Source organism: Nocardia sp. NPDC006044 (genome assembly GCF_042871115.1).
Taxonomy (GTDB): domain Bacteria; phylum Actinomycetota; class Actinomycetes; order Mycobacteriales; family Mycobacteriaceae; genus Nocardia.
In genome coordinates, this window is sequence record NZ_JBIAID010000009.1 from 131286 (window position 1) to 157061 (window position 25776).

Consider the following 25776-nt stretch of genomic DNA (forward strand, 5'->3'; position numbering starts at 1 on the left):
ACTATTGATGTAGTTTTGCTTCATGATCGACAAGGACGCTCAGGCGGGTCTGTCACCAGGGCAAAACCGTGGTTGACCGGCCGGTTGGGCCGCCGATGTCAGTCGAGCGCCTGCGGGTGCTGCGCGAGTTCGCCGATCGCGGCACCATCGCCGCCGTCGCCGGCGCGCTCTCGATGACCCCCTCCGCGGTGTCGCAACAGCTCAAGGTGCTGGCCAAGGAGGCGGGTGTCGCGCTGCTCGAACCCGACGGCCGCCGCGTCCGCCTGACCGATGCGGGCCGGGCGCTGGTGGTGCGCGCGGACGAGGTGCTCGCGGCGATGGATCGCGCGGTCGCGGAGATGGCCAACTATCGCGGCTCCCCGCGTGGCCGGGTCCGGGTCGCGCTGTTTCCCTCGGCCGGCTCGCTGCTGCTGCCGCTGGTGCTGTCCGCGCTGGCGGGTAGTGGGGTGGACCTCGTCGCGAGCGATGTGGACCTGCCGCCGTCCGAGGTCACCCGGCTGCTGGCCGATTTCGATGTGGTGCTCACCCATCGCGACGAGCGCGCGGCGCCGATCGCCGACCCGCGGATCGCGGTCCGACTGCTCATGCGCGAACCCATCGATGTGGTGGTGGCGCCGTTCCATCGGCTGGCCGGCCACGCCTCGGTGATCCCCGGGGAACTGGCCGACGAGACCTGGCTGAGCGTGCGCGGCGGCTATCCGATCGACGACGTGCTCCGCTCGATCGCCACCCAGACCGGTGTGCAGCCGCGAATAGCCCAGCGGCTGAACGACTTCCGCGTCATCGAGGCGTTGGTGATCAGCGGGTACGGCGTCTCGTTGATGCCGCGCTACTCGGTGTCGCACCCGGACCTGTCGCTGCTGCGCCTCACCGGAGTCCGCGCGGCCCGCATGTTCGAACTGGCCACCCGCCCCCGGGCCGAACGCAGCCCGGCCATCGCCGCGGTGCTGGCCGCCTTCCACGATGCCGCGGCGAGCGTGGTCGCGGAGTCCGGGCCGCGGTCTACGGGGCAGCGGGAGAAGTGATTTCGGCGTCGCGTCGAGTTGTCGGCTTTCCACAGCGGGTTGCGGGGTGATCGAAATGGTGTGACGCGAAGGCACTGGTACGGGAGTCGGGGGCGGAGCCTAAGCGGCCGACTGTTGTTGCGTCGTTGGCACATTCTCACAATTCCTGGGTGTGTCCTGTGAGAGTTCCGCACATGTCGCCGCCCGGTTCGGCCAAATAGATTGCTGGACAGGCTTTCCGCGTGGTGCGGCTCGACGAAAGGACACGCGACGGCAATGCGTGATATCACCCAATTCTCTACGCGCAACGGAGGATTCCGAAGCGTGGTGGTGACCGCGGTAGAGGTTTCCTCCGCACTCGGCGCGGACGCGGAGTCTACCTGGAAGGGGTTGCTGGCGGGGGAGAGCGGTGTGCGGGTGCTCGACGATCCGGAGGTCGAGAGCAGGCGGCTGCCGATCAATATCGGGGCGACGTTCAAGAGCGATCCGACCGCCGAGCTCGACCGGATCAAGAAGCGGCGCATGTCCTATGTCCAGCAGGTGGCCTACGTGATGGGCAAGCGGATCTGGGAGACGCTCGGCGCGCCGGAGGTGGATCAGGACCGGCTCGGCATCTCGATCGGGACGGGGGTCGGCGGCGCGGAGGTGATCGTCGACTCGAACGACATCATGCGCGACCAGGGGTATCGCAAGGTCTCGCCGTTCGCGATCCCGATGGCCATGCCGAACGGACCCGCCGCGGTGCTCGGACTCGAACTCGGCGCGCGGGCGAGCGTGGTCACGCCGGTGTCGGCGTGCTCCTCGGGCTGTGAGTCGCTGGTGCACGCCTGGCGATCGATCATCCTCGGCGAGGCCGACATCATCGTCGCGGGTGGTGTCGAGGGGCGGATCAATGCCCTTGCGCTGGCGGGCTTTACGAATATGCGCGCGCTCAGTTCGCGGGTCGGGGAGCCGGAACGCGCGTCGCGGCCGTTCGATCGTGACCGGGACGGTTTCGTCTTCGGCGAGTCCGCGGCGTTGCTCGTGCTGGAGTCCGAGGAGCACGCGCTGGCGCGTGGGGCCCGGCCGCTGGCCCGGTTGCTCGGTGCGGGGCTGACGGCCGACGGCTACCACCTGGTCGCGCCCGATCCGGAGGGGCGCGGGAACGCCAGGGCCATGCGGCGCGCGTTGGCGACCGCGGGCGTCGACGGCGCGGATGTCGATCACGTCAACGCGCACGCCACCGGGACGCCCTTCGGAGATCTGGCCGAGGCCAAGGGAATCGAGGCCGCGATCGGTAAACACCCCGCGGTCTACGCACCCAAATCCGCGCTCGGGCACTCGGTCGGCGCGGTCGGCGCGCTGGAGGCGGCGATCTCGGTGCTGAGCCTGCGCGACGGCGTGATCCCGCCGACGCTGAACCTCGACAACCAGGACACCGACATCACGCTCGACATCGTCAGCGGCGCCGCGCGATACACCGACGTCCGATACGTGATGAACAATTCCTACGGCTTCGGCGGCCACAACGCGGCGGTCCTGTTCGGTAAGTACTAGTCCGCAAAACACTGCGGCCCGGCGCGAGAAGCGCCGGGCCGCAATGGTTTTCGTCTGTTCTAATGCCCCATCGGGCCGGGGTGGTGGTATTGCTGCGCGCCGACGTAGCCGAAGTCGTCGGCGACCATCGCGGCCAGTTCCAGCAGGGCCCGCCGGGTCGGCTTGCTGACCAGCTCCAGGTCGATCTCCGCGCCCTCGGCGAGGTGATCGTCGAACGGCACCACCTGAACCGCGCGGGTGCGGTCGAGGAAGAGCTTGCGCAGCTGGTCTAGGTCGACCGTGGACGCGCCGCGGCGGGAGGCGTTGACCACGACGACGGTGCGCTCGACGAGCTTGCCGTAGCCGTGGTGGTCGAGCCAGTCCAGGGTGGCCGAGGCGCTGCGCGCGCCGTCGATCGCGGGCGAGGTGACCAGCACGAGCGAGCTGGCCATGTCCAGCACGCCGGCCATGGCCGAGTGCATCAGGCCGGTGCCGCAGTCGGTCAGGATGATGTTGTAGAACGACTGCAGGATGCCGATCGCCTTGCGATAGTCGGCCTCGCTGAACGCCTCCGAGACGGCCGGATCCTGTTCGCTGGCAAGCACTTCCAGTCGGCTCGGCGCCTGCGAGGTGTGCGCCCGCACGTCGGAGTACCGGCTGATGTGCTGGTCTTCGAGCAGGTTGCGCACGGTGGAGCGGGTCTGGCGCGGCACCCGGTGGGCGAGTGTGCCGAGGTCCGGGTTGGCGTCGATCGCGATCACCCGGTCACCGCGCAGCGACGCGAACGTCGAGCCGAGGCCGACCGTGGTGGTGGTCTTGCCGACGCCGCCCTTGAGCGACAGGATCGCGATCCGGTAGTCGCCGCGCACCGGCTGGTTCACCCGGTCGACCAGGTCGCGGTAGACGACATCGGCGGCGGACTCGCCGGGATTGAGCACGCCGCCGGTGGCCTTGTGCACCGCCCGGCGCCAACCGCTGCGCGGCGCGCGACGGGCGCGCTTGAGCAGGTTCAGGTCGTTGACCGAGTGGCCGGGCTGGCCCGGCGCGGGCACATGCTGCGGCTGGAACGGCTGCGACGGCTGATGCGGGTTCGGCCCACCCTGCCAGCTCGGCGGCGGCACCTGGCCCATCGGCGGTCCGGGCGGCTGCTGGCCCATCGGCGCGGGCGGCGGCTGATACGCGGGCGGCGGCTGGTGGGTCACCGGCGGGGGCGGCGGCGCCCAGCTGTAGATCGGCGCGGCCGGCTGATCGGGTTGCGGCGCAGCGGCTTCGGCGTGTTCCTGCGGCACCCGGCGGACCAGGCCGTCGGGGCCGATCTCCTGCCGGTACTCGCCATAGCCCGGGTTCTGCGGCTCGGGCGCGATCTGATGGCTGCCGCTGTGCGCGGTCACCGGCGGGTACTGGCCGGTCTGATACGGCTCATATGCGCCAGTGGGCGCGAACGCCCCGGCGCTCGGCGGTGCGTAGCCGCCGTACTGCTCGGCGGGGGCGGGCGGCGCGAAACCCTCGGGCGGGCCGTAGGACTGCGGTGGCGTCGGCGCCTGCGGGTAGGACACCGTCTGATCCGTCGAGCCGCCGAAGTCGGGCGCCGCCGGTTCCGGTTCCGGCTTGTCCGGCGTTTCGACGGTCTCGGACTCCGCCACTTCCACGTCGCCGGGCTGCTCGGCCGACGGGTCGGCGGCTTGCTCCGACTCGGCGCCATCGGCCGTGTCCACCGACTGACTCTGCAGCCAGGGCGGTGAGGTCGGGTTGTGGTCGTTAGTTGTCACAGTTCCCCCATCTGCTCGGGACTACGAGCAGAGAGCTCGGCGCTTGAGTGCGAAACCAACGCTAGCACGGGGTTCGCGGGCTCGCGTCGCGGTCCGCGGCCTCGAGCATCCGCTCGCGCAAGCGCAATATGGAGCGGACGCGCCCGGATGACACGCCGCCGATATCTGGTCTCCGACAGCAAGATCGAGAGCCGGGTGCGGGGTCGATCGACGACCACCACACCCGGCTCTACCGTACTCGACCTGCGCGATCAGCGTGCTCGGTTGGCCGAGGAGACGGGCACGCGTACCGCCGGGGTTGCGCTCAGTGTGCCCGGTTCACCGCGGAGACCACCGCGCGCAACGACGCGGTGGTGATGGAGGTGGCGATGCCGACGCCCCACACCACCTTGTCGCCGATCGCGCACTCGACGTAGGCGGCGGCCTGCGCGTCGTCGCCGGCGGACATGGCGTGCTCGGAGTAGTCCAGCACGCGCACGTCGAAGCCGACCGTGGCGATCGCGTCGATGAACGCGGCCAGCGGGCCGTTGCCGGTGCCGGTGATCTCCTGCTCGACCCCGTCCACCTTCACCACGACGGAGATGGTGTCGGTGCCGCCGTCGGTCTCGGACGCGGTGACCTTCTGCCGGATCCGCTCCAGCGGCCGGATCGGGCTCAGGTACTCGTCGGCGAAGACGTCCCACATCTCCTTCGGCGTGACCTCGCCGCCCTCGCCGTCGGTAATCCGCTGGACCGCCTGGGAGAACTCGATCTGCAGCCGGCGCGGCAGCGCCAGGCCGTGGTCGGTCTTCATGATGTAGGCGACGCCGCCCTTGCCGGACTGCGAGTTGACCCGGATGACCGCCTCGTACGTGCGCCCGACGTCCTTCGGGTCGATCGGCAGATAGGGCACCGCCCAGATCATGTCGTCGACGTCGGAGTCCGCGTCGTCGGCCGCGACCTTCATCGCGTCCAGGCCCTTGTTGATCGCGTCCTGGTGGCTGCCGGAGAACGCGGTGTAGACCAAGTCGCCACCGTAGGGGTGGCGCTCGGCGACCGCCAGCTGGTTGCAGTATTCGACCGTGCGGCGGATCTCGTCGATGTCGGAGAAGTTGATCTGCGGGTCGACGCCGCGGGAGAACAGGTTCATGCCCAGCGTGACCAGGCAGACGTTGCCGGTGCGCTCGCCGTTGCCGAACAGGCAGCCCTCGATCCGGTCCGCGCCGGCCTGGTAGCCCAGCTCGGCGGCGGCCACCGCGGTGCCCCGGTCGTTGTGCGGGTGCAGCGACAGCACGATCGACTCGCGGCGGGCCAGGTTGCGGCTCATCCACTCGATCGAGTCGGCGTAGACGTTCGGCGTCGCCATCTCGACGGTGGCGGGCAAGTTGATGATCAGCGGCCTGTCCGGGGTCGGCGCGATGATCGCGGAGACCGCGTCGCAGACCTCCTTGGCGTACTCCAGCTCGGTACCGGTGTAGGACTCCGGGCTGTATTGGTAGCGCCAGTTGGTGTCGGGGTAGCGCTTCTCGATCTCCAGGCACAGCGTCGCGGCGTCGGTGGCGATCTTCTTGACCGCCGCGCGATCGGCGCGGAAGACCACCTTGCGCTGCAGGATCGAGGTGGAGTTGTAGAAGTGCACGATCACGTTCTGCGCGCCGGCGCAGGCCTCGAAGGTGCGCTCGATCAGCTCGGCGCGACACTGGGTCAGCACCTGGATGGTCACGTCGTCCGGGATCGCGCCGTCCTCGATGATCTCGCGGACGAAGTCGAAATCGGTCTGGCTGGCCGACGGGAAGCCGACCTCGATCTCCTTGTAACCCATCCGCACCAGCAGGTCGAACATGCGGCGCTTGCGGGCCGGGCTCATCGGGTCGATCAGCGCCTGGTTGCCGTCGCGCAGGTCGACCGCGCACCAGCCGGGCGCGACATCGATGATCTTGTCCGGCCAGGTGCGGTCGGGCACGCTGACCGGCTCGACCTCCTCGGCGAACGGGCGGTACCGGAAGGTCGGCATCGAGGAGTTCTTCTGCGCGTTCCACCCGGGCTGGTCGGCCGGGGCGGGCTTGGACGGCGGCGCGATGGTGCGTGAGCCGGATACGAATGCGTCAGCAGGGGACATGGCGATTACTCCGAGGGTGTGGTGTTTCCCAAAGGGTGGGTCGACCGGCGCGGCGAAACCCCGCGACGGGAGCCGGTCCGATCAGACCCCGTCGCGGCGGCTGAGAAGAAGTGCCCGCTGCATGATGTCGGCGAGTTTACCGTGTGGCAATACACCTCGGAACCCCGGTCCCGTCCACCGTTCGACCGACATTGCGGCTAGCGTTCGAGCAGAGCAAACGCTTGTACGGACCAACCGGTCCGACGGGACGTGGAACGGATTCGACGTATGACATGGCTGGAACAGCTCGCGGTCTTCGGCGCGGGCATCGGAGCGGGCGGCATCAACGCCGTCGTCGGCTCGGGCACCCTGATCACCTTCCCGGTACTGCTCGCCTTCGGGCTGCCGCCGGTGACCGCGAACGTGTCCAACACGATCGGCCTGGTACCGGGCTCGCTCAGCGGCGTGCACGGTTACCGCCGGGAACTGGCCGGGCAACGCGAGCGGCTGCTGCGCTTCGGCACCGCGTCGCTGCTCGGCGGCATCACCGGCGCGATCCTGCTGCTCGTGCTGCCCGCGACCGCGTTCAAGGCGATCGTGCCGGTGCTGATCATTGCGGCGCTGGTGCTGGTCGTCGTGCAACCGCGGTTGTCGCGCTGGGTCAAGGGCCGGCGGGAGAACGGCGACAGCCCGGCACCCAAGCACGGCGGCCCGATCCTGCTGGTGGCGATCTTCGCGACCGGCATCTACGGCGGCTACTTCGGCGCCGCGCAGGGCGTGCTGCTGATGGGGCTGCTCGGCGTTTTCGTGCACGACGACATGCAGGTGCTCAACGGCATCAAGAACGTGCTCGCGACCATTGTGAACGGGGTGGCCGCGGTGATCTTCATCGTGATCGCCGACGTGGACTGGCGGGCCGTGGTGTTGATCGCGCTCGGCTCCATCATCGGCGGCCAGCTCGGTGCGAAGATGGGCAGGCGGCTGCCGCCGACCGCGTTGCGCGCGGTCATCGTCGTGGTCGGCCTCATCGCGGTGGTCCGGCTGTTGACGACCTAGGAGGTGGCGGAGATCTCAGGGTGCAATTCATCCCTGTGGTGGACGACGGCCGTGCCGTTGCGGCACAAGATGTTCGATATGCGTGGGTGGAGGATCGTCGTCGTCGGTGCGCTGGCGGCGACGTTGGCAGTGAGCGGTTGCGGTACGCCGAAGAAGCACGAACAGGCGGTGGCCGACCTGGTCGCCCAGGCCGATGCCGCGCCGACGCCGCGGCTGGACTGGGCGCCGTGCCAGGAGAAGACCCTGAGCAAGCTGCAATGCGCGACGGCGACGGTGCCGGTCGACTACGCGCACCCGGACGGCCCGACGCTCGGGCTCGCGCTGGTCCGCCAGCCCGCGACCGATCAGTCGCACCGCATCGGCACCCTGTTCAGCGCGGCCGGCGGGCCGGGCGCCTCCGGCATCCACTGGGCCGGCGGCGGTGAGATGTTCCCCGGCGAGATCGCCCGCCGCTTCGACGTGGTCACCTTCGATCAGCGCGGCGTCGGGCGCAGCTCGCCGGTCCGGTGCTTCCCCGATGCCGAAGCGGAGCAACGGTTCTGGGCCGGGACCTGGATTCCGCCGGTCGGTGCCGAGCAGGAGGCCGCGCAGGCGCGGTTCAGCCGGGACCTCTCGGCCGGCTGCGCGGCCAACAGCGCGGCCCTGCTGCCGCACCTGACCACGGTCGACGCCGCCCGCGACCTGGACCTGCTGCGCCGCGCGGTCGGGGACAAGCGGCTGACCTACGAAGGTGGTTCCTACGCAAGCTATCTCGGTGAGGTGTACGGCGCCGTCTTCGGCGACCGGGTGCGTGCGCTGAGCCTGAGTTCGATGATCGATCCGGACGCCTACACCTCCGACACCCGCACCGAGGTCGCGGCCGCGGCGGCAGGCACCGACGAGGTGCTCGGCGAGTTCTACCGGCTGTGCGCCCAGGCGGGTCAGCCGCGCTGCGCCTTCGCGGGCGCGAGCAAGCCCGCCGCCGATCCGATCGGTCAGATTCGCAGCGACCAGAAGCCAAGCGGCGGTGACGATTTGCGCGCCCGCGACCTGGCCCTGCTGGACCGGCTGCGGCAGGGGCCGATCACGGTCGGCGAGGGCGAACGCGCCCGGACGGTCGCCTTCGACGACGTCGTCTCGCCGCACACGCTGATGCTGTACGACCCCGAGAAGGGCTGGCCCGCACTGGCCCAGCTGCTCACCGAACTCGAGCGCGGAGCCGCGGGCAACCCCGACGTCGTGCGCGCGGTCCTCGACGCGAACGCGGTGCCGCCCGGCTTCCTCGACTCGTTCATCGCAATCTCCTGCGCGGACAACACCTTTCCGCGCGATCCGGATCAATGGCCGGCCATGGCGAAGGAATTGGGCGCCGAGGGTTCGGTGCTCAGCGGCTTCTGGCTGTACCTGCGGCAGTCGTGCGCCTCGTGGCCGTCGCCGCAGGGCGGCTACCCGCAGCGCTACGCCGGTCCGTGGATCCTGCGTTCGGACGTGCCCGCGCTGCTGTTCAACAACCGCTTCGATCCGGTCACGCCGCTGACCGCGGCGCGCAAGGCACAGCAGGCGCTGGTCAACGCTCGCCTCGTGGTCATCGACGGCGGCTACGGCCACGACACCACCGTCGACTGCACCCGGCGGTTGCAGGAGCGCTACCTCATCGACCAGCAGCTGCCCGCGCCCGGCGCGACCTGCAAGGCCGATCGGGCGCCGTTCACGGAGTGAGCCGCCGACCCCTCCCGGCCATCTGCCGAAGGCCTCGCGTGGCCTGTTCGTCACGCCGCCGTTGCCGCCGCCGAGCGCGGGCCCGGTGCCATCGGGCGGGACAACGGAAGGGGGACAACGGATGACGGTCCGGCAACGACTGTTCAGCCCGCCGGAATACCGGTAATCTGCGCTCGGCCATGCGTGATGAGGGAGGTGGCTGGGTGCGTAGACGCGCCTTCTTCAAAGCGGCGGGTACGGCCGCGCTACTCGGTGCTGTCGCGGGATCGCTGCCGGGCGCCGGACCGGCGTCCGCCGACCCGGTCTGGAACCTGCTGTTCCAGTCGTGGGTACCGGAGATCTTCGCGCCGCTGCCCGATCCGCCCGAGCATTCGCCCGCGATCGTGATCGGCTCCGGCTTCGGCGCCGCGGTCACCGCGCTGCGCCTGGCCGAGGCCGGGATCGCCAACACGGTGCTCGAACGCGGGTCGCGCTGGCCCAACGATCCGTGGCGGGAGATCTTCACCGGCGACGATCTGCCGGACGGCCGCGGCTTCTGGCATCGGACGAACTTCACCGGCGTCAGCAAGGTGCCGATGACCTTCGCCAGCTTCGGCGGCGTCCTCGACTGCACCGAATACCCGGGCATCGACGTGTGGCGCGCGGCCGCGGTCGGCGGCGGATCGGTGATCTTCACCGGCGCCATGGTCGCGCCCGAACGCCGCTTCTTCGACCACCTCTTCGGCGGCACGGTCGACTACGGCGAGCTGGACCGCGTCTACTACCCGCGGGTGCGGCAGATGCTGCGCCTCGATTCGATGCCGGGCGACATTTACGCGGCCAAGCCGTTCGCGCACTCCAGGGCCTGGGACGACCAGGTGCGCAAGGCCGGCTACCAGCCGACCCCCAACGACTCGATCTTCAACTGGGACATCCTGCGCGCCGAGCTGGCCGGCGGCTCCCGGGCCTCGGCCACCGCCGCCCGCAGCAACCTCGGCAACTCCAACGGCGCCAAGTTCGACCTCAACCAGAACTATCTGAGGTACGCCGAGGGCACCGGCAAGTCCGCGATCTTCCCCGGCCATCAGGTGGAATCGATCGCGCAGGAGCCGGGCGGCCGGTACTCGGTGCGGGTGTCGAAGCTGGCGCCGACCGGCGAGGTGCTCGGCACTCGCACGCTCACCTGCGATCGGCTGTTCCTCGGTGCGGGCTCGGTCGGCACCTCGGAGTTGCTGGTGCGCGCGCAGGCGACCGGCACGCTGCCCAACCTCAACGAGCACGTCGGCGACGGCTGGGGGACCAACGGCGACGTGGTGCTCGGCCGTGGCGCGAGCGCGCTGGCCGGTTTCGGTCAGGGCGTGCCGAGCGCGAGCCGGATCTTCGACGATTCCGGCCTGCCGCTCAGCCTGGAAAGCTGGTACATCCCTGGCATTCCGTTCGAGACGGGCGCGCTCGCCTCGCTCGGCATGGTGCTGGACCCGGCCCGCACGCGGTTCGGCTACGACGCGGCCACCAACCGGGTCGGGCTGTCCTGGCCGTCGCGCAACCGGGACGACATGGTCGCCGCGGCCCGCGCGGTCGATCACCGGATCGCCGAGCGCGCCGACGCCGTCCTCGAATACGGTGCCCTCGGCTACGACGCGAACGCGCTGTTCACCGCGCATCCGCTGGGTGGTGCGGTGCTCGGCCGGGCCACCGACGGCTACGGCCGGGTGCACGGGCATCCCGGTCTGTACGTGATGGACGGCGCCGCCATTCCGGGCAGCACCGGCACGGTGAATCCGTCGCTGACCATCGCCGCGCTCGCCGAGCGCAATATCGAGGCCATCATCCGCTCCGGAAAGTAGCGGTCCAGCCGAAGCGCGGTCGTGCCGACTAGTGTCGGCACGACCGTTCGGCGTTGAAGGGACATCCAGGTGACAGCTGCGCGAACCACTCCGGTCAGCGAGGAACTCCCGGAGGGCGATTACCCGCGTAAGCCGCCCGCACTGTGGACCGACTTCGTCATGCTGGCTCTGGCCATCGTGTCGGTGGTGCTGGTCGTCTGGATCACCTTCTTCGACGTGTCCGCGCACACCCACCGCGCGATCGTGACCGTCGACTGGACGATCTGCGGCGTGTTCGCGGTCGAGTTCCTGTGGCGCTGGCGCCGGGCGGGCTGGCCGTGGACGTTCCCGTTCGTCTACTGGTACGAGGTCCTCGGCATGATCCCGGTGACCAGCCCGTTCTTCCGAGGCTTCCGGCTGCTGCGGATCGTGGTGATCGTGGTCCGGCTCGGCCGGGTCGCCGACCGCGTGTTCGGCGACCGGATCACCGCCGCGCTGGTCAACCGGTTCGTCCTGACCATCGTGGACACGATCAAGCGGCCGATGACCATCGCGGTGATGGACGAGGTCGCCGCGGTGATGCGCACCGGCCACTACACCCGCAACATCGCCGCGGCGCTACAGGAGAACCGCGCCGAGATGGACGAGATGATCCTGGAGCTGATCAAGAAGGACCCGCAGGCGGGCCGGGTGCGCTACATCCCGTTCCACGACGACATCATCCGGCTGATCGCCGACACCACCTTCCGCATCCTGTTCCAGGTGCTGGAGGATCCGCGCACCGACGAACTCGTCTCGGATGTGTTGCGGGAGAACATCGATCAGATCCGGCACGCGGTGCGCAACGATGTCCGGGTGCCGCCGTCCGCGTACGGGCCGACGCCGGCCGAGCACAGCGTCCGGCATCACCTCAGTCGGATACCCCGTGCCTGATCTCGTCGCGCGGCTGCGCGAATCGGATTGTTTCCCAGACGATCAGGATGCCGAGCACCGCGCACAGGATGGCCAGCGACGCCAACGCGGGCAGCGCGGCGGCCAGCGGGATCAGTGCGAGCAGCGCGACGATGACGATCACCCGCGGCACGCTGATCTGCCCTGTCGCATAGTGTTTCGCGCCGACCAACGCGATCAGATACAGCACCACTCCGCCGTACAACGCGAACAACGGAATTCCGTACAACGCGTCTTTCAACGTGTGATGTGACTCGTCGCCGACGTAGTAGAGGACTTTCTTCAATCCCAGTGAGAGCGCGATGATTCCGACGATCATCGGGAAATGCCAAAAGGTGTAGGCGCCGCGCGCGATCTTGATCTGCCTGGCGCCGTCGGCGTGGTTCAGCTCGTGTTCGATGGACAGCGCCGCCACATCGAAATAGGACCACCACAGCAGTCCGGATACCGCGAGTCCGAGCAGCGCGCCCACCGCGATCGGCCAGGAGATGGGCAGTCCGGCCACACCGATACCGATCGAAACGATCGATTCCCCGAGCGCCACAATGATGATCAGTCCGTAGCGTTCGGCGAAATGGGTCACCGAATTCAAACGCCAGTCGGTGCCGGCCAGCAGGGTCCACAGGTAGTCCCCGGCGATCGCGCCGATCCACAGCACGATCTGCACCGTGCCGGAGGTCGTCGCGGCAATCACCAGCAGCGTGGTGCCGATGGCCAGCGAGCCGATCGACCAGCGCAGCACCTGACCGCGCAGCTGCGCGTCCTCGACGCTGGCCAGCCAGAACATCACGACGTGCACCAGCCGCACGACCAGATACGCGATGGCGAAGACCAGCGGGCCGAACCAGCCGCCGGGCAGGTCGTGGAACGCCTCCGGAATGGTGAGCGCGGCCAGGAACGCGCCGCCCATCGCGACGAACATCGCGACCCTGGCGAAGCCCTCGTCGGCGCGGATCACATTGCCGAGCCAGGAGTAGGCGATCCACAACCACCACATCACCGCGAGCACGAGAAACGCGCGCAACATGTTCTTCGCGCTGGTCTCTTCGGCCGCCAGGTCGGTGACCATGGTGAACGCGAAGACGAGCACCAGGTCGAAGAACAGCTCGAGCTGCGTCACCGACTCGCCCTCGGCCACTGCCGTGAGCCGAACCCGTTTGGAACCGATCATGACGCACATAGTCGCACCCCGATCGGGTCGCCGCCTGCTTGCCGGCCTGCGCGTCGCCCGATTTCGCTCAGGGCGTGCGGCTACCGGAGGTTATTCGTTATAGCTATACGGCTTCATCGTTTCCGCTTCCGGAAACGACTCGGCGAACTCGACGAAATTCTGCACAGCGATCTCGTGCTGCTTGCGCACGGTGCGCTTGAGTAGTAGCCCGGGCACCGGGATGGGTAGGTAGACCTCCGCGTGGAACCATACGTCGGTGCCCGCCGCGGCCTCGGTGACCTCGAACCAGCCGCCGCCCTTCGCGCCCCGGGCACTGTCGGTGACCTGCCACGATGACCGTCCGTCGGTCCAATCGTATTCCAGCACCTGCATATCCGAGCTGCCCAGCAGTTCGGTCTTGACGAAAACCCGGACCGGCCTTCCGGCTTCGTCACGTGATGCGACTCGGGCATCGGTATATCCCGGTGACCATTCCGGGAGCATTTCGACAGCGGCCAGCGCATCCATCACTTGCGCGGAATCGGCGTCGACGACGAATCGAATATCGGTTCTCGTGCGCATGCAAAACCTTCCGACCCCCGATGGACAACTGCGCCCGATTCTCTCTATCGGTTATCTGTTCCGTCAACCTCGTCGTCGAGACCGATAGTCCATGGGCGCTGCCGACATGGCCTTATGTGTCCAAAAGTGGACATCGGAAGTAGGTGAACAAGTTCCACGCGGAAGATTTGCGCCGAGTCCGCGCGTCAGGTGGCGGGTTCGACTATCGCGTCCGGACCCGGAAACACCAGCGACTCCCGCCCGTCGGCATATCGCACGAGGTAGGGCGGTGCGCCTTCGGGCCCGCGAACTTCGATGATCTCGCCTTGCCGATCACCCTGCCCCACAACGTGTCCGTGTACGAGCAGTCGATCTCCGACTTTCGCCATCATCGCCTCATTATCGAATATCGGTGACGTGGGTCACAAGGATTCGGCGATGCGCACCGCGGGGTTTTCAGGGGCCGACGAGGCGGTCGACCGCGGCGTCGATCAGTTCCTGGCTCTGTTCTTCGGTGAACACGCCGGGCAGCGTGAGGCGGTCCACGATCAACCAGTTCAACGCCAAATAGAGCAGCTGCACGGACTTTTCGTCGCCCGGCAGTCCGGCGTCGAGGTGATTGCGCACGTTGAACTCCATGTCCGCGCGCACCCGCTCGGTCAGCACGGCGCGCAGTTCCGGCCGGCGGGTCGCCTCCAGTCGCAGCTCGAGCAGCGCGAGGTAGCCGGTGCGGAACGCCTCGATGCGCTCGACGATGTCGCGCATCAGCGTCCGGATGTGTGCGCGGGTCTTCGGTCCTTCGGTCAGCTGGGTCATGGTGGCCGCGCTCGGCGCGAGTCGCTCGTAGAAGCGGCTGCCCACTTGAGTCATGAGGTCGTCGCGATTGGCGAAGTAGTTGGACGCGGTGCCGGCCGGCACCGATGCCTCCTTGTCCACTGCGCGAAAGGTGAGTCCGCGGGCTCCCTCGCGGGCCAGGACCTCGATCGCCGCGTCGAGCAGCGTGTGCCGACGTTCAGGATTAGTTCGCACTTGACACCACTCCATCTGTAGTACTACCTTCGAACCACTACATGCAGAGTACAACAGTTTAGGCGGTACTGGAATGCGAAAGCTCGTCTACTACGTCGGCGTCACGCTCGACGGATACATCGCAGGTCCGGGCGGCGAATACGACTTCTACCCGGTCGATCCGGAGATGGCCGGGTCGATCAACACGGAGTACCCGGAGTTCGTCCCGACCCAATTCCGGCCGCAGGTGGGAATGGCGCTGGACGCGCCGAACAAGCACTTCGACGCGGTGATCATGGGCCGCGGCACCTATGAGCCGGGCTTGTCCGCCGGTTTCCCCAGCCCGTACGCGCACTTGAGGCAGTACGTGGTGTCGAGCACCCTCGGCCGGATCGATGACCCGGCCGTCGAGTTGGTCGACACCGACCCGATCGGTCTGGTCCAGCGGCTCAAACAGGAAGCGGGCCAAGATATCTGGCTCTGCGGCGGCGGTAATCTCGCCGCCCAGCTGCTCGGCGAGATCGACGAGATGATCATCAAGAGCTACCCGGTCGTCGCGGGCGGCGGTATCTCCGTCTTCGCCGGTGAGTTCCGGCCGACCCGGTTCGCGCCGGTCCGGCGCGCGGAATTCGGCAACGGCGCACAGGTCACCTGGTTCACCCGCGCCTGATCACCATTCTTTTCGAAAGAGGTTCTGCTATGCGAAAACTCGTCTATTTCGTCGGCATGTCGCTCGACGGTTACATCGCCGCCCCGGATGGCGATATCTCCTTCTATCCGCTGCCCGCGGACTTCGTCGAGTGGCTCGGCCGGGAATACCCGGAGACGCTGCCCACCCACGTCCGGCCACATTTCGGGGTCGCGGCGGATGCCCCGAACCAGAAGTTCGACACTCTGGTGATGGGCCGGGGTACCTACGAGCCGGGGCTGGCCATCGGAGTGACCAGCCCGTACGCCCACATGCGTGAGTACGTGGTGTCGAGCACGCTCGGCCGGATCGATGACCCGGCGGTCGAGCTGGTCGAGCGGGACCCGGTCGCGCTCGTGCGGCAGCTCAAACAAGAAGCGGGCCTGGACATCTGGCTGGCCGGCGGTGGAAAGCTCGCCGCCGCCCTGCTCGAGGAGATTGATGAACTGGTGATCAAGAGCTACCCGGTCGTCGCGGGCACCGGCATCCCGGCCTTCGCCGGCGAGTTCAAGCCGACGCTGTTCACCCCGACCGCACGCAAGGACTTCGGCAACGGCAACCAGGTCACCTGGCTGACCCGCGCCTGATCCGGCACCGGCGACGGCCGAGCGGTTTCGCCGCGGCCGTCGCCGTCCGGAGGGAGATCATTCGCCGCGGACTCGGTCATAGATGAGGTACAGCGCCCCGGACTCGGTGCTGGACAGATCGGTCAGCGACCAGCTCGACGCCGCCAGGCCGTCCTCGAAGAGGCGGGCGCCGCCGCCGGCGATCTCGGGGCACTGGGTGATCAGGATCCGGTCGACCTCGTCGGCCGCGAGCAGCGCCTTGATCACGCTGCCGCTGGCCAGCACGACGATGTCGCCGCCCTCCTGCTCGCGCAGGTGCTTGACGGTCGCCACCGGATCGGCGTCCGCGATCCGCGAGTGCTGCCACGGCGCGTCGGTGAGCGTGCTGGAGAAGACCACCTTCTCGACGCCGTCGAGCCACTGCCCGAAGGCGCGGTCGCGCGGATCGGCGTTCTCGTCGGCCGCGACGGACGGCCAGTAGCCACCGAAACCCTGGTAGTTCTTCCGGCCGAGCAGCGCGGTGGTGGCCGCCTCGGCCATCTGCACCATCCGGTCACGGACAGTGTCGCTCACCGCGTGCGGCACGATCCAGCTCATGTCGTAATCGCCGCCCGGGCCGTTGGTGCGGCCGTCCAGCGAGAGCGAGATGTTGGCAACGACCCGGCGATTTCCTGTGTTCGTCATGATGTTTCCTTCTGGTCTGTGACGCTGTCTGCGTCGTTGAGACAGATACTTCCGCCGCGGCGGCCGCGGAACATCTGCCACCTGGCCGATATCCGGTGGCTGAGGTGGCCGAGTTGCCGAAGGCGGATAGGGGTCGCCCGCGCGAGCCCGGCGTGTCAGACTGCTGACGCGATGTCCACCGACGCACTACCCACCGAGCTGTCCTCGTTCATCGGTCGCACCGAGGAACTGGAGGCGGTCGGCGCCGCCGTCGGACCGGGCCGGGTCGTCACGCTGGTCGGCCCCGGCGGCTGCGGCAAGACGCGGCTCGCGCTCCGGGTCGCGCGCACGGTGTCCGCGGACTGGCGAGCCGGTGTCCGGTGGGTCGCGCTGGAGGACGAACACGACGACGCGGCCGTCGTGCAGCGCGTCGCCACCGCTTTCGGTGTGCTGATACCCGGCGGCGCCGATCCGGTCGCGACCGTGGCGCGTGGGCTCGCCGATCGCGAAACCCTGCTGGTACTCGACAATTGCGAGCAACTCGGCGACGGCGTCGCGGCGCTGGTCATCGGGCTGCTCGGGCGTTGTCCGCGCCTCGGCGTGCTCGCGACCAGCCGCGCGCCGCTCGGGATCGGCGGCGAGCAGGTGCGCCGGGTGCCCGCGCTCGGGCTGGCGGACGCGGTGACGCTGTTCCTCGAGCGAGCGCATGCGGGGGGGCCGACGCCGCAGGCGCGTGCCGCGGCCCGCCGGGTCTGCGACCGGCTGGATCGACTGCCGCTCGCCCTCGAACTCGCCGCGGGCTGGGCGGGCACGTTGTCGCTGGCCCAGCTCGCGGATTCGCTGCGCGAGCCCTTTGCCGTGCTCGACGGCGGTGCGCGGACCGCGCCATTCCGGCAGCGGACGCTCGCGGAGTCGATGCGCTGGAGTCATGAGCTGCTCGACGACGACGAACGGGTGTTGTTCCGCAGGCTCGGGGTGTTCGAGCCCAGCTTCTCCGCCGACGTGGTGGCCGGACTGGACCCGACGCCTGGTCGCGCCGTGCGGACGTTGCGCGGGTTGATCGACAAGTCGTTGGTGGCGGCCGATACCACCGATGCGGTGGCGCGCTATCGAATGCTGGGCGTGGTCCGGGATTACGCGCTGCTGCGGCTCGCCGATGCCGCGGAGACCGAGCGGCTGCGCGATCGTCACCTCGCGGCGTATCTCGCCCTGGTCGAGCGGGCCGAACCGTTGCGCAACACCGACCAGGACGCCTGGCGGGCACGAATCACGGTGGAGCTGGCCAATATTCGCACCGCCCTCGACTGGGGGCTCGGCCGTGACGATCCGTCCGACGGGCGCAGGCTCGCCGCCGCGATGGCGTGGTTCTGGTATCTCGAACCGCGCGGTGTCGAGGGCGTGCGGGTGCTGCAACGGGCTGTCGACCGGGGCGCGGGGAATCGCGACGAACTACAGGCGCGCGTGCTGGCCGGACTGGCCTTGGTGTGCGACACGGCTGTGTATGGTTTCGCCGGGTACGAATCCGCCAGGGCCGCAGCGGCATTGGCTTCCAAAATCGGCGCGGACGCGGTCGGCCGACTGGCCAGGTCGCTGTGCGCGGTCGAACAACTCGGCATCGATCTGGACCGGGCGTACGCCGACGCCGAGGCATTGCACCGAGAAGCGCTGCACGCCGCCGACGGCTTCGTCGCCGACTCGGCCCAGGCGCTGCTCGGCCTGATCCACCTGTTCCGCGACGAATACCGCAGCGCCATCGAACAACTCGACAATGCCCTGGTCGGAATGCGCAAGCGCAACGACCGCGGCTTCGCCTCCTTCGCCCTGACCTGGCTCGCCAGCGCGACCGCTCGGTCCGGCGATTTGCCGCGCGCCGCCGAACTCGCCGAACAGGCCGTCGCCACCGCGCAACCGCTGCACGACTTCCACCACATGGGCTCGGCTCGCGCGGCCCTCGCCGAAATACGCGTGATCCAGGGTCGTTTCGACGACGCGGCGGCGGCGCTCGACCCGATCGATCGCCTGCTCGACGGCGAGGCCTCACCGTTCGTCCCCGGCTGGGAGCGCGTGCACGGCATGCTCGCGCTGGCGACGGGCCACCCCGCGGAGGCGATCGCGTGGTGCCGCAGGGAGGGTCGCACGCCCGGCGATATCGCAGACGGACCGCTCACGCCGTGGACCCAGGTCGTGCTTGCCGCAGCACTTCGCGAACTCGGCGAATCCGATTCGACAGCAGCGCTTCTCGACACACTCGTGCGTGATCCGAGCATCCGGGCGCTGCCCGCGGTCTCCGCCGAGGCGCTCGATCAGCAAGCATTCCTGTTGCACGACAGCGATATCGAGCAGGCGCTGCGCCTGCACCACGAAGCACTACGCATCCGCACGGAGCGCGAACTCGTCCTCGGTCGCGTGGCAAGCCTCGAGGCGCTCGCCGTGGTGCTGGCCCGGCGCGGCACGCTCGAATCGGCGGCCGTCCTGCTCGGCGCCGCCGAGCGCGCCCGCTCCGACACCGGGTCGGCGCCCGGCAGGCCGGCGGGGGTGGCCCGCACCCTGCTGGATTCCCGTGTCGCAGAACCGGATCTGGCCGGCGCCCTCGACCGCGGCCGAACCATGGGCATAGCGCAGGCCGTCGACTACGCCACCAAGGCGCGCGGCAAACGCAACCGCCCGGACTCCGGCTGGGCGAGCCTCACGCCGATGGAACGTTCCGTCGTCGACCTCGCCGTCGACGGCCTGTCCAACCCGGAGATCGCCGCGCACCTGTTCATCAGTCGCGGCACCGTGAAAACCCATCTGGCCCACGTCTACGCGAAACTCGGCGTCGCCAACCGCACCGAACTCGCCCGCCTGCACGTGCCCGGGGAGAACTAGCCGAGAAACGACAACCGCACCTGACGATCCGGATTGTCGATATTGAGATCCACCAGCGCGACCGACTGCCAGGTACCCAGCGCCATCGACCCGCCGATCACCGGGATCGTCGCGTACGGCGCGATCAACGCGGGCAGCACATGCGAGCGTCCGTGCCCGCGTGACCCGTGCGCATGCCGCCAGCGATCATCCGCGGGCAGCAGATCGCGCAGCGCCGCGAGCAGATCGTCGTCACTGCCCGCACCGAGCTCCAGCACCGCGACCCCCGCGGTCGCGTGCGGCACGAACACATTGAGCAGCCCGTCGCCGCCGCCGGAGGCTTCGCCCGCGAACGACGCGCACTGGCCGGTGATGTCCTGCACAACCTCGGTCCGTCCGGTGGTCACCGTGAATACCGTGCTCTTCATCACTCCATCCTGCGTCATTCACCCGGCGTCGGCCGCGCGCAAGGCCTTGGTTACCCGGACACAAGGTCTCGTGCAGCCGGTGGAACAGCCCGAGGATCAGCTCCAGCTGCTCGACGGTGTACTCGGCGGCCACCGCCCCGAACTCCTTCGCCAGCAGTTCGTAATGCGGGGCCAGCTCGTCGATCCGTGCCGGGACGGCGGTGATGATCACCCGGCGGCGGTCCCGCTCGTCGTGTTCGCGCCGCACGGGCCTTCCACAACACCAAATATCACTGGTTGCTCGCGAAGTTCGCGACCAAGTCCGACCAGCGCAGCAGCTCCGCCGCGGCGCTCGGCTGAGGAGCCAGCCGGAATTCGCTGGACCACGGCCGGTACGCTGGGTGCCTGTTAGCAGCTGGTAGTCGATCTTGGAGGACCCTGTCGTGGCTCTCGTTGTTCAGAAGTACGGAGGATCCTCGGTGGCTACCGCCGAGCGCATCCGGCGCGTCGCTGAACGGATCGTCGAGACCAAGAAGGCGGGCCACGACGTGGTGGTCGTCTGCTCGGCCATGGGCGATACCACCGACGAACTGCTCGACCTCGCCCAGCAGGTGGCGCCCGCCCCGCCGGCCCGGGAAATGGACATGCTGCTCACCTCGGGTGAGCGCATCTCCAACGCGCTGGTGGCGATGGCCATTCACTCGCTCGGCGCGGAGGCCCGCTCGTTCACCGGCTCGCAGGCCGGGGTGATCACCACCGGCGCGCACGGCAACGCGAAGATCATCGACGTCACCCCCGGCCGCCTGCGCCAGGCGCTGGACGACGGGCAGATCGTGCTGGTCGCCGGTTTCCAGGGCGTGAGCCAGGACAGCAAGGACGTCACCACGCTCGGCCGGGGCGGCTCCGACACCACCGCGGTCGCGCTGGCCGCGGCGCTGGAGGCCGACGTCTGCGAGATCTACACCGACGTGGACGGCGTCTTCACCGCCGACCCGCGGATCGTGCCGGACGCGCAGCGGCTCGAGCAGGTCTCCTACGAGGAGATGCTGGAGCTCGCGGCCTGCGGGGCGAAGGTGCTGATGCTGCGCTGCGTCGAATACGCGCGCCGGTACAACGTGCCCGTGCATGTTCGCTCGTCCTATACCGACAAGCCGGGCACCTACGTTTACGGATCGATGGAGGACATCCCCTTGGAGCAAGCAATCCTCACGGGCGTCGCGCACGATCGCAGCGAGGCCAAGGTCACCGTGGTCGGGCTGCCCGACGTTCCCGGCTACGCCGCCAAGGTGTTCCGCGCGGTCGCCGACGCCGAGATCAATATCGACATGGTGCTGCAGAACGTCTCCAAGATCGATACCGGCAAGACCGACATCACCTTCACCCTGCCCAAGACCGACGGCGCGCGGGCGGTCGAGATGCTGACCAAGCAGCAGGACGAGATCGGCTTCTCGCAGGTGCTCTACGACGACCACATCGGCAAGGTCTCGCTGGTCGGCGCGGGCATGAAGAGCCACCCCGGCGTCACCGCCACGTTCTGTGAGGCGCTGGCCGACGCGGGCGTGAACATCGATCTGATCTCCACCTCCGAGATCCGGATCTCGGTGCTGGTCCGCGACAGCGAGCTGGACGAGGCCGTGCAGGTGCTGCACCGGGCCTTCAACCTCGGTGGCGACGAGGTCGCCGTCGTGCATGCTGGAACAGGACGTTAAACCATGGGTGTTCGGGTAGGAGTGGTGGGCGCGACCGGTCAGGTCGGCGCCGTCATGCGAAAACTGCTGGAGGAGCGCAACTTCCCGGCCGACGAGGTGCGGTTCTTCGCGTCCTCGCGCTCGGCGGGCAAGACGCTGCCGTGGCGCGGCGGCGAAATCGTCGTGGAGGACACCGAACTGGCCGATCCGTCCGGCCTGGACATCGCGCTGTTCTCGGCCGGCGCCACCATGTCCCGGATCCAGGCCCCGCGCTTCGCCGCGGCCGGCGTCACCGTGATCGACAACTCCTCGGCCTTCCGCAAGGACCCCGACGTCCCGCTGGTGGTGAGCGAGGTCAATCCCGAGCAGACCCGCAACCTGGTCAAGGGCATCATCGCCAACCCGAACTGCACCACCATGGCCGCGATGCCGGTGCTCAAGCCGCTGCACGATCTCGCCGGCCTGCGCCGCCTCATCGTCTCCAGCTACCAGGCGGTGTCCGGTAGCGGCCTGGCCGGCGTGGAAGAGCTGGCGACGCAGGCGCGCGCGGTGATCGACGACGTCGAGCGGCTGACTCACGACGGCGGTGCCGTCGACTTCCCCGCGCCGAACAAGTACGTCGCGCCGATCGCGTTCAATGTGCTGCCGCTGGCCGGTTCGCTGGTCGACGACGGCTCCGGCGAGACCGACGAGGACCAGAAGCTGCGCAACGAGAGCCGCAAGATTCTCGGCCTGCCCGACCTGCTGGTCAGCGGCACCTGCGTGCGCGTCCCGGTGTTCACCGGGCACTCGCTGTCGGTGAATGCCGAATTCGACCAGCCGCTTTCGGTCGAACAGGCCAAGGAGATCCTGGCCAAGGCACCCGGCGTCAAGCTGGTCGACGTGCCCACCCCGCTGCAGGCGGCCGGCGCCGACGACTCCCTGGTCGGCCGCATCCGGCAGGATCCGGGCGCGCCCGACGGCCGTGGCCTGGCGCTGTTCATCTCCGGGGACAACCTGCGAAAGGGCGCCGCGCTCAACACTATTCAGATCGCCGAGGTTCTGCTCAGCAATCGCTGAGGACGTTTCGGTACGACGCGGCCGTGGATCCCTGCCGGATCCACGGCCGCCGTCGTTTCACTCCAGCACGTAGCCGGTGGTCAGCCGTTGATCGGCGATCGAATGACTCGCCTGGATCTCGTATGCGCCGGGCACCTTTCGCCACGTTCCCTCGTCCCAGATCTCGAATGCCCGGTCCGGAATGCGGATCTCGGCCTCGACCAGTTCGCCCGGATCGGCTTCGACGCGGGTGAAGCCGGCCAGCCAGCGATCGGAGCGCAGCGCCGAATCGGCCACGGGCGCAAGGTAGAGCTGCACGACCTCGCCGCCGCGGCGGTCGCCGGTGTTGCGCAGGCGGACCGTCACCGTGGCGCCCTCGCTGTCGATCGACTCGTAATCCCATGTGGTGTAACCGGATCCGTGTCCGAACGGATAGGCCGGGGTGGTGCCCGCGCGCTCCCAGGCGCGGTAGCCGATGAAGAGGTCTTCGCGGTAGACGAGCTCGCCGTCGGTGGGGGTGACCTCCGAAACGGGGCAGTCGGCCAGGGTGGCGGGCCAGGTGGTGGGGAGACGGCCGCCCGGCTCCGCGTCGCCGAGCAGCACGTCGGCGAGCGCCGCGCCGCCTTGCTGGCCGGGGAACCAGCTCAGCAGGATTGCGGGAACCTCATTACGCCAAGGCATTTCGACCGGCGAGCCGGCGTTCACGACCACCACGGTGTGCGGATTGACCGCGGCGACCCGGCTGACCAATTCGTCCTGGCGGCCGGGAAGTTTCAGGCTTGTCCGATCGAAGCCCTCGGATTCGACCTGCTCGGTGGTGGCGACGACGACCACCGCGACGTCGGCGGCGCGGGCCGCGTCGACCGCCTCGGCGATCAGCTCGTCCGGGTCGCGCCGGGGATCGCTGTGCGCCAGGGTGAACAGGATCGCCTGGATCGGCATGTCCGCGAACTTCACCGGCGTGTGCGTCATGGTCAGCTCGACCGTCGTCCCGGCGGTGAGGTCGACCGTGCCGCGTTCGGTCGGCGTGCCGAAGAAGGCCTCGAACGGGTCTGCGCCGGTGAGGGTTTGACCGCCCTCGAACAACACGGTGTCATCGATGACGAGGCGGAAATCACCGACTCCCTTGGTACCGAACACGTGCGCGCCGGTTTCCTCCGGAGTGAAAGTGCCGTACACCTCGACGGAGTGCAGTGCGTCGTAGTCGATGCCGTCCGGCAGCTCGCCGAGCCAGTTGACCATGCCGTTGGGCAGCGAGCTTTCGCCGAGCAGTGCACCGTCCGCGTCGAAAACCCGGGCGTGCAAGTCGAATCCGCGGTCCGCGGCACCCAGGACATCGCTCGGGGCGGCACCGATCGCATAGGTCAGCGCGCCGTCCGGCAGCGCGGCGGTCAGCCCGTCCAGCGGCGACACCACGGACTCGGGGAACACGGTGGCCGAGCCCCCGCCGAGGATGCGGGCCTCCCGGGCGGCCAGACCGATCAGCGCGACCTTCGTCCGGCTCGCGTCGAGGGGGAGTATGGAGCGCTCGTTGCGCACCAGAACGAAAGCGCGCGAAGCGATTTCCCGTGCCAGCGCGACGCCGTCGAGCTGTGCGGGCGCAGTGGTCACCGCGGGCTCCGCGCCGTCCAGCAGCCCGGTTCGCGCCGCGAGCCGCAGTACATTGCGTACCGCCGCGTTGACGACGGACTCGTCCACCTCGCCCTTGCGCACCGCCGCGACCAGCGCTTCGCCGTAGACCCCACGCGGCCCGGGCATCGCGACATCCAGCCCGGCGGTGATCGCGGCGACCGTCGACCTGGCCGCCATCCAGTCCGAGACGACGATGCCGTCGAAACCCCATTCCCCGCGCAGTATTCCGTTCAGCAGCTCGCCGTGCTCGGTCATCGTCGTGCCGTTGACCTGGTTATAAGCCGCCATTACGCCCCACGGCCCGGCCGCGCGGACCATCGCTTCGAACGGCGCCAGATAGAGCTCGCGCAACGCCCGCTCGGACACGATGTTGTTCACCGTGAAGCGTTCCGTCTCGGCGTCATTGGCGACGAAATGCTTGACGGTGGTGCCGATTCCGCCGTCCTGCACCCCGCTCACATAGCCGGTTCCGATCCGGCCGGTCAGATACGGGTCCTCGGAGTAGGCTTCGAAATGCCTTCCGCCCAAGGGTGATCGGTGCAGGTTGACGGTCGGCGCGAGCACCACGTGCACGCCCTTTCGCCGGGCCTCCTGCGCGAGCACTCGCCCGGCCCGCCGGGCCAGTTCCGGATCCCAGGTGGCCGCCAGCGCGGTCGGCGACGGCAACGCGATGGACGGATCGTCCGCGGTCCAGCGCACCCCGCGCACCCCGATCGGCCCGTCGGACATCACCAGCGACCGCAATCCGATCTCCGGCAGTGCGGGCAGCGACCACATGTCCTGCCCCAGCAGCAACCGGGCCTTGGCCGGCAGGTCGAGCTTCCCGATGGCCGCCGTCACCGCCGCTTCGCGGGCCTCGTCGGCTGGACTCATGATGAACTCCTTTGTCTACCAAGGTCGTGCGGACAGGTTCGGCCGGATGTCATCGACAACCGGTGAGCGCAGACAGCGGGCGTCCGCGATTACCGCTGAAACTCACCTAACCAATAGTAGGTGTCGTTATCTTGTCGTTATGATACTGATCAATCGCACCTAGTCGGCAGTACCACCGGCCGGCCCGAGCAACGCGACGAAATCCTGGAACGAAGCCGCCATATCGACGGCCTCCGGATCGAGCAACCACTGCGTCTGCAAACCGTCCAGCACCGCGATCAGCAGCGGCGCCACCTGCTCCGGCGTCCGCCCGCCCGCCAGCCGCTCCCCGAACTCCGCCCGCAACAGCTCCGTCAGCCGCCCCCTGGCCTGCGCGTACCGCTCGACGAAATACTCCCGCGCCGGATGCCCGCCCGTCACGCTTTCCCCGGCCAGCGCCGCGAACGTCTGCACCACCCCCGGCCGCGTCGCGTTGTATTCGACCAACTGCTCCAGATGCGACAGCCGCCAACTCTGCGACCCCCCGGCCAGGAAAGCCGCCGTATCCCACCGGTCCCGAGCCTCCAGCACCGCCACCAGCAGATGCTCCTTGCTCGGAAAATAATGCAACAACCCCGGCTGCGTAATCCCCACCCGCTCCGCCACCGCCCCCAGCGAAACCCCCCGATACCCCCGCTCCGCGATGACCTCCCGAGCCGCCGCCAAAATAGCCGCCCGCCGCTCAGCAGCCTGCACCGCCCGCCCACCCCGCTGTCCCTGAGTCACAAGCCCGAGCGTAAC

General features: G+C 68.8%; 21 protein-coding genes. 11 read left to right on the plus strand and 10 right to left on the minus strand.

What is annotated here, in order from left to right; genetic code table 11:
* Positions 1-95: 95 nt before the first annotated feature.
* Together ACFYO1_RS43610 and ACFYO1_RS43615 are read left to right on the plus strand one after the other, a co-directional pair.
* Positions 96-1025, plus strand: a complete 930-nt coding sequence (locus ACFYO1_RS43610) for a LysR family transcriptional regulator (RefSeq protein WP_387245563.1) — start codon at positions 96-98, stop codon at positions 1023-1025.
* A gap of 255 nt (positions 1026-1280) precedes the next feature.
* Positions 1281-2540, plus strand: coding sequence for a KasA/KasB family beta-ketoacyl-ACP synthase (locus ACFYO1_RS43615; RefSeq protein ID WP_387245566.1), 1260 nt, complete (start codon positions 1281-1283; stop codon positions 2538-2540).
* Positions 2541-2599: 59 nt separating this feature from the next.
* On the opposite strand, the gene ACFYO1_RS43620 is transcribed toward ACFYO1_RS43615, so the two are convergent.
* Together ACFYO1_RS43620 and leuA are read right to left on the minus strand one after the other, a co-directional pair.
* Positions 2600-4234, minus strand: coding sequence for an AAA family ATPase (locus ACFYO1_RS43620; RefSeq protein ID WP_387245569.1), 1635 nt, complete (start codon positions 4232-4234; stop codon positions 2600-2602).
* 358 nt (positions 4235-4592) lie between these two features.
* The gene (leuA, locus tag ACFYO1_RS43625; RefSeq protein WP_387245572.1) at positions 4593-6386 is read right to left on the minus strand and encodes a 2-isopropylmalate synthase; all 1794 of its coding nucleotides are present in this window, start codon (positions 6384-6386) and stop codon (positions 4593-4595) included.
* Between the two features lie 267 nt (positions 6387-6653).
* On the opposite strand from leuA, the gene ACFYO1_RS43630 reads away from it, so the two are divergent.
* From ACFYO1_RS43630 to ACFYO1_RS43645, 4 genes are all read left to right on the plus strand, one after another.
* Positions 6654-7421: a sulfite exporter TauE/SafE family protein gene (locus tag ACFYO1_RS43630; RefSeq protein WP_387245575.1), complete on the plus strand. Its 768-nt coding sequence runs from the start codon at positions 6654-6656 to the stop codon at positions 7419-7421.
* Between the two features lie 78 nt (positions 7422-7499).
* The gene (locus ACFYO1_RS43635) at positions 7500-9119 is read left to right on the plus strand and encodes an alpha/beta fold hydrolase (RefSeq protein ID WP_387245578.1); all 1620 of its coding nucleotides are present in this window, start codon (positions 7500-7502) and stop codon (positions 9117-9119) included.
* 203 nt (positions 9120-9322) lie between these two features.
* A complete protein-coding gene (locus tag ACFYO1_RS43640) occupies positions 9323-10945 on the plus strand; it encodes a GMC oxidoreductase (RefSeq protein ID WP_387245581.1) in 1623 nt (540 codons plus the stop codon).
* Positions 10946-11014: 69 nt separating this feature from the next.
* Positions 11015-11857, plus strand: a complete 843-nt coding sequence (locus ACFYO1_RS43645) for an ion transporter (RefSeq protein ID WP_387245584.1) — start codon at positions 11015-11017, stop codon at positions 11855-11857.
* Here ACFYO1_RS43645 and ACFYO1_RS43650 read toward each other — a convergent pair.
* The 4 genes from ACFYO1_RS43650 to ACFYO1_RS43665 all read right to left on the minus strand — a co-directional run bounded on the left by ACFYO1_RS43650 (position 11835) and on the right by ACFYO1_RS43665 (position 14630).
* A complete protein-coding gene (locus ACFYO1_RS43650; protein WP_387245587.1) occupies positions 11835-13046 on the minus strand; it encodes a low temperature requirement protein A in 1212 nt (403 codons plus the stop codon). The genes ACFYO1_RS43645 and ACFYO1_RS43650 overlap by 23 nt on opposite strands.
* Before the next feature lie 90 nt (positions 13047-13136).
* Entirely contained in the window at positions 13137-13607 is a 471-nt protein-coding gene (locus tag ACFYO1_RS43655; RefSeq protein WP_387245590.1) for an SRPBCC family protein, read from the minus strand.
* A 185-nt stretch (positions 13608-13792) separates the two neighbouring features.
* Entirely contained in the window at positions 13793-13978 is a 186-nt protein-coding gene (locus ACFYO1_RS43660; protein WP_150400750.1) for a DUF1918 domain-containing protein, read from the minus strand.
* A gap of 64 nt (positions 13979-14042) precedes the next feature.
* Positions 14043-14630 (minus strand): TetR/AcrR family transcriptional regulator, encoded by a 588-nt coding sequence (locus ACFYO1_RS43665; RefSeq protein ID WP_387245593.1) that lies wholly within the window; start codon positions 14628-14630, stop codon positions 14043-14045.
* Between the two features lie 58 nt (positions 14631-14688).
* Here ACFYO1_RS43665 and ACFYO1_RS43670 point away from each other — a divergent pair, with 58 nt between their 5' ends.
* On the plus strand, positions 14689-15264 hold the full coding sequence (locus ACFYO1_RS43670) for a dihydrofolate reductase family protein (RefSeq protein ID WP_387245596.1): 576 nt from the start codon (positions 14689-14691) through the stop codon (positions 15262-15264).
* Between the two features lie 29 nt (positions 15265-15293).
* The gene (locus tag ACFYO1_RS43675; protein ID WP_387245599.1) at positions 15294-15869 is read left to right on the plus strand and encodes a dihydrofolate reductase family protein; all 576 of its coding nucleotides are present in this window, start codon (positions 15294-15296) and stop codon (positions 15867-15869) included.
* A 57-nt stretch (positions 15870-15926) separates the two neighbouring features.
* On the opposite strand, the gene ACFYO1_RS43680 is transcribed toward ACFYO1_RS43675, so the two are convergent.
* Positions 15927-16532, minus strand: coding sequence for a dihydrofolate reductase family protein (locus ACFYO1_RS43680; protein ID WP_387245602.1), 606 nt, complete (start codon positions 16530-16532; stop codon positions 15927-15929).
* A gap of 171 nt (positions 16533-16703) precedes the next feature.
* Between ACFYO1_RS43680 and ACFYO1_RS43685 the strand changes: the two genes are divergently transcribed.
* Positions 16704-19379, plus strand: coding sequence for a LuxR C-terminal-related transcriptional regulator (locus tag ACFYO1_RS43685; RefSeq protein WP_387245605.1), 2676 nt, complete (start codon positions 16704-16706; stop codon positions 19377-19379).
* Here the strand turns inward: ACFYO1_RS43685 and ACFYO1_RS43690 are convergent.
* A complete protein-coding gene (locus tag ACFYO1_RS43690; RefSeq protein ID WP_387245610.1) occupies positions 19376-19786 on the minus strand; it encodes a YjbQ family protein in 411 nt (136 codons plus the stop codon). The genes ACFYO1_RS43685 and ACFYO1_RS43690 overlap by 4 nt on opposite strands.
* A gap of 422 nt (positions 19787-20208) precedes the next feature.
* On the opposite strand from ACFYO1_RS43690, the gene ACFYO1_RS43695 reads away from it, so the two are divergent.
* Positions 20209-21474: an aspartate kinase gene (locus ACFYO1_RS43695; protein ID WP_378725271.1), complete on the plus strand. Its 1266-nt coding sequence runs from the start codon at positions 20209-20211 to the stop codon at positions 21472-21474.
* A 3-nt stretch (positions 21475-21477) separates the two neighbouring features.
* On the plus strand, positions 21478-22512 hold the full coding sequence (locus ACFYO1_RS43700; protein ID WP_387245613.1) for an aspartate-semialdehyde dehydrogenase: 1035 nt from the start codon (positions 21478-21480) through the stop codon (positions 22510-22512).
* 57 nt (positions 22513-22569) lie between these two features.
* On the opposite strand, the gene ACFYO1_RS43705 is transcribed toward ACFYO1_RS43700, so the two are convergent.
* On the minus strand, positions 22570-24996 hold the full coding sequence (locus ACFYO1_RS43705) for a glycoside hydrolase family 3 C-terminal domain-containing protein (protein ID WP_387245616.1): 2427 nt from the start codon (positions 24994-24996) through the stop codon (positions 22570-22572).
* 159 nt (positions 24997-25155) lie between these two features.
* On the minus strand, positions 25156-25761 hold the full coding sequence (locus tag ACFYO1_RS43710; protein WP_387245619.1) for a TetR/AcrR family transcriptional regulator: 606 nt from the start codon (positions 25759-25761) through the stop codon (positions 25156-25158).
* Positions 25762-25776 lie beyond the last annotated feature (15 nt).

Coding starts and splice junctions, on each gene's coding strand:
- ACFYO1_RS43685 (WP_387245605.1), top strand. CDS start 16,704: ATGTCCACCGACGCACTACCCACCGAGCTGTCCTCGTTCATCGGTCGC.
- ACFYO1_RS43655 (WP_387245590.1), bottom strand. CDS start 13,607: ATGCGCACGAGAACCGATATTCGATTCGTCGTCGACGCCGATTCCGCG.
- ACFYO1_RS43700 (WP_387245613.1), top strand. CDS start 21,478: ATGGGTGTTCGGGTAGGAGTGGTGGGCGCGACCGGTCAGGTCGGCGCC.
- ACFYO1_RS43615 (WP_387245566.1), top strand. CDS start 1,281: ATGCGTGATATCACCCAATTCTCTACGCGCAACGGAGGATTCCGAAGC.
- ACFYO1_RS43660 (WP_150400750.1), bottom strand. CDS start 13,978: ATGATGGCGAAAGTCGGAGATCGACTGCTCGTACACGGACACGTTGTG.
- ACFYO1_RS43665 (WP_387245593.1), bottom strand. CDS start 14,630: ATGGAGTGGTGTCAAGTGCGAACTAATCCTGAACGTCGGCACACGCTG.
- ACFYO1_RS43610 (WP_387245563.1), top strand. CDS start 96: ATGTCAGTCGAGCGCCTGCGGGTGCTGCGCGAGTTCGCCGATCGCGGC.
- ACFYO1_RS43705 (WP_387245616.1), bottom strand. CDS start 24,996: ATGAGTCCAGCCGACGAGGCCCGCGAAGCGGCGGTGACGGCGGCCATC.
- ACFYO1_RS43670 (WP_387245596.1), top strand. CDS start 14,689: ATGCGAAAGCTCGTCTACTACGTCGGCGTCACGCTCGACGGATACATC.
- ACFYO1_RS43680 (WP_387245602.1), bottom strand. CDS start 16,532: ATGACGAACACAGGAAATCGCCGGGTCGTTGCCAACATCTCGCTCTCG.
- ACFYO1_RS43675 (WP_387245599.1), top strand. CDS start 15,294: ATGCGAAAACTCGTCTATTTCGTCGGCATGTCGCTCGACGGTTACATC.
- ACFYO1_RS43630 (WP_387245575.1), top strand. CDS start 6,654: ATGACATGGCTGGAACAGCTCGCGGTCTTCGGCGCGGGCATCGGAGCG.
- ACFYO1_RS43635 (WP_387245578.1), top strand. CDS start 7,500: ATGCGTGGGTGGAGGATCGTCGTCGTCGGTGCGCTGGCGGCGACGTTG.
- leuA (WP_387245572.1), bottom strand. CDS start 6,386: ATGTCCCCTGCTGACGCATTCGTATCCGGCTCACGCACCATCGCGCCG.
- ACFYO1_RS43650 (WP_387245587.1), bottom strand. CDS start 13,046: ATGATCGGTTCCAAACGGGTTCGGCTCACGGCAGTGGCCGAGGGCGAG.
- ACFYO1_RS43690 (WP_387245610.1), bottom strand. CDS start 19,786: ATGAAGAGCACGGTATTCACGGTGACCACCGGACGGACCGAGGTTGTG.